This is a genomic window from Promicromonospora sp. NPDC057488 (assembly GCF_042802395.1).
Lineage (GTDB): Bacteria > Actinomycetota > Actinomycetes > Actinomycetales > Cellulomonadaceae > Promicromonospora.
Map to the genome: position 1 here is coordinate 1 of NZ_JBHVEG010000258.1, position 6252 is coordinate 6252.

At 74.7% G+C, this 6252-nt stretch carries 7 protein-coding genes; 5 read left to right on the top strand and 2 right to left on the bottom strand.

Annotated features, from left to right (window positions below; translation table 11 throughout):
* The first annotated feature begins 24 nt into the window (after positions 1-24).
* A complete protein-coding gene (locus ACFU5G_RS28435; RefSeq protein WP_377252223.1) occupies positions 25-1470 on the top strand; it encodes a copper resistance protein CopC in 1446 nt (481 codons plus the stop codon).
* Here ACFU5G_RS28435 and ACFU5G_RS28440 read toward each other — a convergent pair.
* Positions 1448-2425, bottom strand: coding sequence for an endonuclease/exonuclease/phosphatase family protein (locus tag ACFU5G_RS28440; RefSeq protein WP_377252226.1), 978 nt, complete (start codon positions 2423-2425; stop codon positions 1448-1450). The two genes, ACFU5G_RS28435 and ACFU5G_RS28440, sit on opposite strands and share 23 nt — an antisense overlap.
* Positions 2426-2626: 201 nt before the next feature.
* On the opposite strand from ACFU5G_RS28440, the gene ACFU5G_RS28445 reads away from it, so the two are divergent.
* Positions 2627-2878 carry a zf-HC2 domain-containing protein gene (locus ACFU5G_RS28445; RefSeq protein ID WP_377252228.1) on the top strand — a complete coding sequence of 84 codons (252 nt, stop codon included), beginning with the start codon at positions 2627-2629 and terminating at the stop codon, positions 2876-2878.
* Positions 2879-2903: 25 nt separating this feature from the next.
* On the opposite strand, the gene ACFU5G_RS28450 is transcribed toward ACFU5G_RS28445, so the two are convergent.
* The gene (locus ACFU5G_RS28450; RefSeq protein WP_377252230.1) at positions 2904-3899 is read right to left on the bottom strand and encodes a helix-turn-helix transcriptional regulator; all 996 of its coding nucleotides are present in this window, start codon (positions 3897-3899) and stop codon (positions 2904-2906) included.
* A gap of 110 nt (positions 3900-4009) precedes the next feature.
* On the opposite strand from ACFU5G_RS28450, the gene ACFU5G_RS28455 reads away from it, so the two are divergent.
* The 3 genes from ACFU5G_RS28455 (at position 4010) to ACFU5G_RS28465 (ending at position 6182) form a co-directional block, all read left to right on the top strand.
* Entirely contained in the window at positions 4010-4477 is a 468-nt protein-coding gene (locus ACFU5G_RS28455; RefSeq protein WP_377252232.1) for a VOC family protein, read from the top strand.
* Positions 4478-4638: 161 nt separating this feature from the next.
* Complete coding sequence (locus ACFU5G_RS28460) at positions 4639-5922, top strand: anion permease (protein WP_377252233.1); 1284 nt, start codon at positions 4639-4641, stop codon at positions 5920-5922.
* Positions 5919-6182 carry a hypothetical protein gene (locus tag ACFU5G_RS28465; protein ID WP_377252235.1) on the top strand — a complete coding sequence of 88 codons (264 nt, stop codon included), beginning with the start codon at positions 5919-5921 and terminating at the stop codon, positions 6180-6182. Before ACFU5G_RS28460 ends, ACFU5G_RS28465 begins: the two co-directional genes overlap by 4 nt.
* Positions 6183-6252 lie beyond the last annotated feature (70 nt).

The following is a 6252-nucleotide window of genomic DNA, read 5'->3' on the forward strand; positions in this document are numbered from 1 at the left end:
ACCCACTCCCGAAGGAGCGCGCACATGCGCAGAACGCTCGCCGGGGCGCACCCCGGCACGGTCCTGACCCGCACGGCCGCCGGGCTGCTCGCGGCCCTGCTGCTGACGGCCCCGCTGCTGACGTCGTGGGCGCCGCCCGCCGCCGCGCACACCCGCCTGGAGTCGACGGCGCCCGCCGACGGCTCCACCGCGCAGGCCCCGGTCACCGAGGTCACGCTGCGGTTCACCCTGCCCGTGAGCCTGCTCGGCGACGGCGTGGTCATCGAGGGCCCCGACGGCGCGGTCCCGGCCGACGTCGCCGCGGCCGGCGACGGCGTGGCCCTCGTCGCGACCCCGGCCGCGGCGCTGCCCGCCGGCCGCTACACCGTGACCTGGACCGCCGCCGCCCAGGACGGCCACCCGCTGGAGGGCACGTTCGGGTTCGCCGTCGCGGCCGCCGCAGAACCGACGGCGACGCCCTCCGCGACACCGTCTCCGACCTCCTCCGGCCACGACATGAACGGCATGAGCGGCACGGACCACGACATGGGCCACGACATGGCCGGCATGGACTCCCCCGCGACCGACGCCGCCGGGGCGGTCGCCCGGCTCGGCGGTGCGGGCGCGCTCTGGGGCGCCCTGGTCGCGGGCGGCGCGCTGGCGTTCGCGGCCCTGGTGCTGCGCGGCCGGGACGAGGCCGACGTGCCCGCCGTGCTGCGCCTGGTCCGCTGGTCGGGCGGGGTGCTCCTCGCGGGCCTCGTGGTCCGCGTGCTGGCGGGGTCGGTGCTCGTGGCGCACGGCGACCTCGCGGCCGCCGTCTCGCCGGCCGCGATCGGCGACTCGCTCACGGGCACCACCCGGTGGGACGCGGGCCTGCAGGCCGCGGGCGGCGTCGCGATCGCGGCCGGCGCCTGGCGCTCGCTACCGGGTTCCTGGGCCGCCGCGGTCGGCACCGTGCTGGCCGGCGCCGGGCAGGTGCTGGCCGGGCACAGCAACACCGTCGAGCCGCGCTGGCTCGTGGTCACCGCCGACGTCGCGCACCTCGCGGCCGCCGCGACCTGGGTGGGCGGCGTCGTCACGCTCGCCCTGCTGCTGCGCTCCCGCCGCCGCGACGGCCGCGACCTCGACGCCGCCCTGCTGGGCGCCCGGTTCTCCGTCGTGGCGGCCGTGGCCGCCGCCGTCGTCGGCGTGGCCGGGGTGGTCCTCGCCGTCGGCATCCTCGACCACCCGGCGCAGCTCCGGGAGAGCGAGTGGGGCCTGTTCCTGCTGGCCAAGGTGGCCCTCGTGGTGCTCGTCGCGGCGGTCGGCGCGCACAACCACTTCCGGGTGGTCCCCCGGCTCACCGCCCGACGCCGCGGCGTGGTCCGGCACGCGGGCCGGTCCGCGACCGCGGGCGGCGTCCTGCGGCGCAGCACCGGCCGGGAGACGGCGCTCATGGTGGTGATCGTGCTGCTCACGGCCTGGCTGGTCACGGCGTCGGTGGGGCACTGAACTCCAGCCACAGCGGGTAGTGGTCGCTCAGCCGCCAGGACACCTGGGTCCGCGTGAGGTCCCGCAGCGCGTGCGGGACGAAGTCGAAGCTGCCGCCCCGGCCCGTGTACGTCAGCCCGTCGAGCAGGGAGGGCGCGCCGGGCCGGGCGGGGTCGCTGAACCACGCGATCTGGTCGTACTGGTGCTGGTCCTTGTCGTCGTCGAAGATCGTCCGGGGCACCTTGTTCAGCTCGGCGGGCGGCCACAGGCCCGTCGAGGCGAAGGCCTCGAACAGCGGGTCGTCGAGCCGGTCGAGGTTGAAGTCGCCGAGCACCAGCAGGTTGTGGTTCCAGTCGCCGGGCCGGTCGGCCCAGCCCCGCATCCAGGTGGCGAACGCGGTCAGCTCGCCGATCCGGTCCGCCGGCGTCTCGCCCCACAGCACGTGCACGGTGGTCAGGATGAACTCGGTGCCCCCGCGCACGAACCCGGCGGCGTACGGGGTGCGGGCGAACTGCTCGACGTCGTTGCGCGCGCCCGCCGGCAGCACGAGCTCCCCGACCAGGCCGGACGCCTGGACCCGCTCCGAGTCGTAGACGTAGGCCAGGCGCTCGCCGTTGCCCGGTCCGCCCTCGGTGACGTCCGAGGCGATCACCCTGTACCGCGGGCCCAGCAGGCTCAGCAGCGCGAACAGGGCGGTCGTGTCGCGCCGGGTCTCCTGGACTGCCGTGACGTCGAACCGGCGCACCACCTCGGCGATGCAGGTCAGCGCGTGCCAGTCGCGCCGGGGGCTGTCGTCCTGCGTGGAGCGCCACTTGTGCGTCAGGTCGCCGAAGGCGCGGATGTTCCACGTGCCGATCAGCAGGTTGCCGGCCGCCTTGGCGGGGATCTGGGCGGCCAGGGCGGCGCGCACCCGGGCGGCGTCGTCGGTGACCGCGCCGGGCACCGGACCGGGCGGCGGGACGATGGTCGTGGTCATGGGACATCACCTGCATGCGGACTGCTGGGGAACCACCGATACGGAAGAAGAGGGCGCGCGACGAATCACTGATACCGCCCGCGCTCGGGAGAAGGAGGTCATATCACAGCAAAATTTCGATGCTTCCTCATCCAAGGTGAGACTGCTGTCAGCCGGTCGACACCGGGCAGCGTGCGCAGGGGGCAGGTTCGCGTGACGTTCATGAGTGCACTGTGTATCGACGAGCCCGGGGCGGGTGCCGACATCGGTGCCGCACGGGCCGAGCAGCCGGAGTGCCGGTCCGCCCGCGCGGCCATCCCCGGCTACCTCGACCGGCGGCTCGACGCCCGCCACCAGCGCCGCTTCGAGGCCCACATCGACCGGTGCGCCGGGTGCATCCGCGCGTTCATCGACGTCCGGCAGGTGGGCTGGGCACGGCGGAGCGCAAGCGGAGCACGTTCCTGGCTGAACTAGGGCTCACCCAGGGCTCAACCAGGGTTCATGGCCCCGCGGCCCGCGCGGCGCGCCGCGACAGGTCCGCGAAGGCGTCGCGCAGGGCGGGCGGTCCCACCACCTCGATCTCCGCGTCGAACCGGGCCAGCGTGGCCGCCAGGGCCGCCCACGACCACGACCCCGTGCGCAGCCGGGTGCGGTCCGGGCCCAGCGCCTCGGCCAGCCCGTCGCCCGCGAACGGCGCCACCCGCGCGGCGGGCAGGCCGAGGATCACCTCGCCCGTGCACGGCCAGGCGTCGGCCCCCGCGGATCCCTTGAACCGGGCCTCGAGGAACGCGCCGACGTCGCCGCCCGGCACGGGCCGCGGGCTGAACCGCGGCCCGTTCGGGACGCGCGGCGTCATCCGGTCCACGCGGTAGGTGCGCCACTCCCCCGGCTCCGGCGCCCAGCCGACGAGGTACCAGCGGCCGGACCGGACCACGAGGTGGTGCGGCTGCACCCGCCGGGGCGGTCCCGGCACCGCCTCGGCGCCGCCGGGGCTCCCGGGCGCGGCGTAGTCGAACCGCACCTCCTCGCGGGAGCGGACGGTGGCGCTCAGCGCGAGCAGCACGCCGGTGTCCACGCGGTCCCCGGCCCCGGGCGGCCCCGCGGCCGTCACCTCCAGGGCGTCGACCCGCTGCCGCAGGCGCGCCGGCAGCACCTGGCGCACCGTGGTCAGGGCGCGGGCGGCGGCCTCCTCGATGCCGGCCCCGGTCGCGACGGCGGTGCGCAGCGCGACGGCCAGGGCGACCGCCTGCTCGTCGTCGAACAGCAGGGGCGGCAGGTCGGAGCCGGCGCCGAGCCGGTAGCCGCCGTCGGGCCCGCGGGCCGTGCGGACGGGATAGCCGAGCTCGCGCAGGCGGTCGACGTCGCGGCGCACGGTGCGGTCGCTGACGCCGAGCCGGTGCGCGAGCTGCTCGGCCGGCCAGTCGCGGCGGACCTGCAGCAGGGAGAGCAAGGAGAGCAGCCGCGTGGACGTGGCGGTCGAGGGCGCGGTGGGCATGACTCCCACGGTGCCACGAGTACCGGACGTTCCCTGTCCGGTACCGCTGCGAGATTGGCTCTCGCCGCCGGAGACCTCCGGCGGTGCACCCACCACGTAAGGACCGCACCATGTCGATCAGCACCGTCGCCCACCTGAACTTCCACGGCCAGGCCCGCGCCGCCCTGGAGTTCTACCGGTCCGTCTTCGGCGGGCAGCTCCTCGTCACCACCTACGGCGACCTCGGCATGCCGGCCGAGCTGCCCGACGCCGCCAGGGTCGTGTTCGGCCAGGTCACCGCCGACGACGGCTTCCGGGTCATGGCCTACGACGTGCCCGGCACCGAGGCACCCGCAGGCCCGCCCGCCCCGACCACCCGCCGGGAGAACGGCACCACCATCACCTCGGAGCCGTTCTTCCTGTCCGTGCGCGGCGACAGCGTGGAGGAGGTCGGCGCCCTGTGGGAGCGGCTGGCCGACGGCGCCACCGTCGTCGAGCCCTACGCGCCGGCACAGTGGGCCCCCGCGTTCGGCATGCTGACCGATCGCTTCGGGGTCACCTGGGTGCTCGACGTCGCGGCGGAGTACACCCCGGCCTGACCCGCGCCCGGCACCAATCCGGACAAGTCGCCGGAGCGCGAGCAGGACGGACTCCATCGAGTCGGCCGCCAGGTAAACACGAGATGAACGATGAGGGAACAGTGCCTTGACTTCAGTCAAAAACGCAGTTCTGACCAGGTTCGCCTCGCATGATCAAGGCCGTGACCGAAACGCTCCTGCTCGCGCTCGTCGTCGTGACCGCGCTTGCCTTCGACTTCACGAACGGTTTTCACGACACGGGCAACGCGATGGCCACCTCCATCGCCACGCGTGCGCTCAAGCCCAAGACTGCCGTCGCACTGTCCGCCGTCCTCAACCTCGTCGGCGCGTTCCTCTCGCTCGCCGTCGCCGCGACAATCGCCAAGGGCATCGTCGACGCCGGTGTCATCACCCTGCCGGTCGTGCTCGCCGGCCTGGTGGGCGGCATCGTCTGGAACTTGCTCACCTGGCTGCTCGGCATCCCGTCCAGCTCCTCGCACGCCCTGGTGGGCGGCATGGTCGGCGCCGTGCTGGCCGCCGTCGGCACCTCGGGCGTGCTGTGGACCGGCGTGGTGTCCAAGGTGCTGGTCCCGGCCCTGCTGGCCCCAGTGATCGCGATCGCCGTGGCCGGCCTCGGCACCTGGTGCGTCGCCAAGCTGACCCGCGGGGTGCCGCAGGACCTGACCAACCGCGGGTTCCGCTGGGGCCAGATCGGCTCCGCGTCGCTCGTCTCGCTGGCGCACGGCACCAACGACGCGCAGAAGTCGATGGGCATCATCCTGCTCGCGCTCATCGCGGGCGGCGCCGTGCCCGCCGACGCCGGCGTGCCGCTCTGGGTGATCCTGAGCTGCGCCGTCGCGATGGCGCTGGGCACCTACCTGGGCGGCTGGCGCGTCATCCGCACGCTCGGCAAGGGGCTCGTCGAGATCGACACCCGGCAGGGTATGGCCGCCGAGACGTCATCGGCCGCCGTCATCCTGCTGTCCAGCCACTTCGGCTTCTCGCTGTCGACCACGCACGTCGCCACGGGCTCAGTGCTCGGCTCGGGCGTCGGCATGCCGGGCGCGAAGGTGCGCTGGAGCGTGGCCGGGCGCATGTTCGTCGCCTGGCTGCTCACCCTCCCGGCCGCGGGCCTGGTGGGCGCGCTGTGCCACTGGATCGAGTCCGCGATCGGCGGCACCGCGGGCACGCTCGCCGTCTTCGGCGTGCTGGTGGTCTCCTCGGCGGCCATCTGGATCGTGTCGCGGCGCAAGCCGGTGGACCACACCAACGTCAACGAGGACTGGGACGAGGCCAAGGGCGCGGACATCGAGTCCGTCGCCGCCACCACCGGCGAGGCCGGTGGCGAGCGCATCGCCCCGGTACCCGCCGTCGCGACGGCGTCGTCCGTGGGCCCCGCGATCGAGTCGGTAGGAACGATCAGCGGCCCGGGAGTGGACGCCGCGCCGAAGGGAGACGTGCGATGAGCGACTTCATCGAGTGGGGCGCGCTGGGCCAGGTGCTGCTGGCGGGCGTGCTGGTCGGCGCCGGGATCCCCGCGCTGTTCGCGCTGGGGCTGCGCCTGCTGGCGGGGACGACGGCTCCGGGCGCGGCGCCCGAGCCGGGGGTCGCGACAGCGACGCCGCGGCCCACACCGCTGCGGCTGGCCGGGGCGATCCTGTGCCTCGTCGTCGTGATCGGCGCGGTCGCCACCGGGCTGTTCGTGGTGGTGTCGGGCGGGCACTGACGCCCGCCGGACACCGTGACGGCGGCGGTCGGCAGTTGGCATCGAGATCGGTCCAGGCCTGGACCGATCT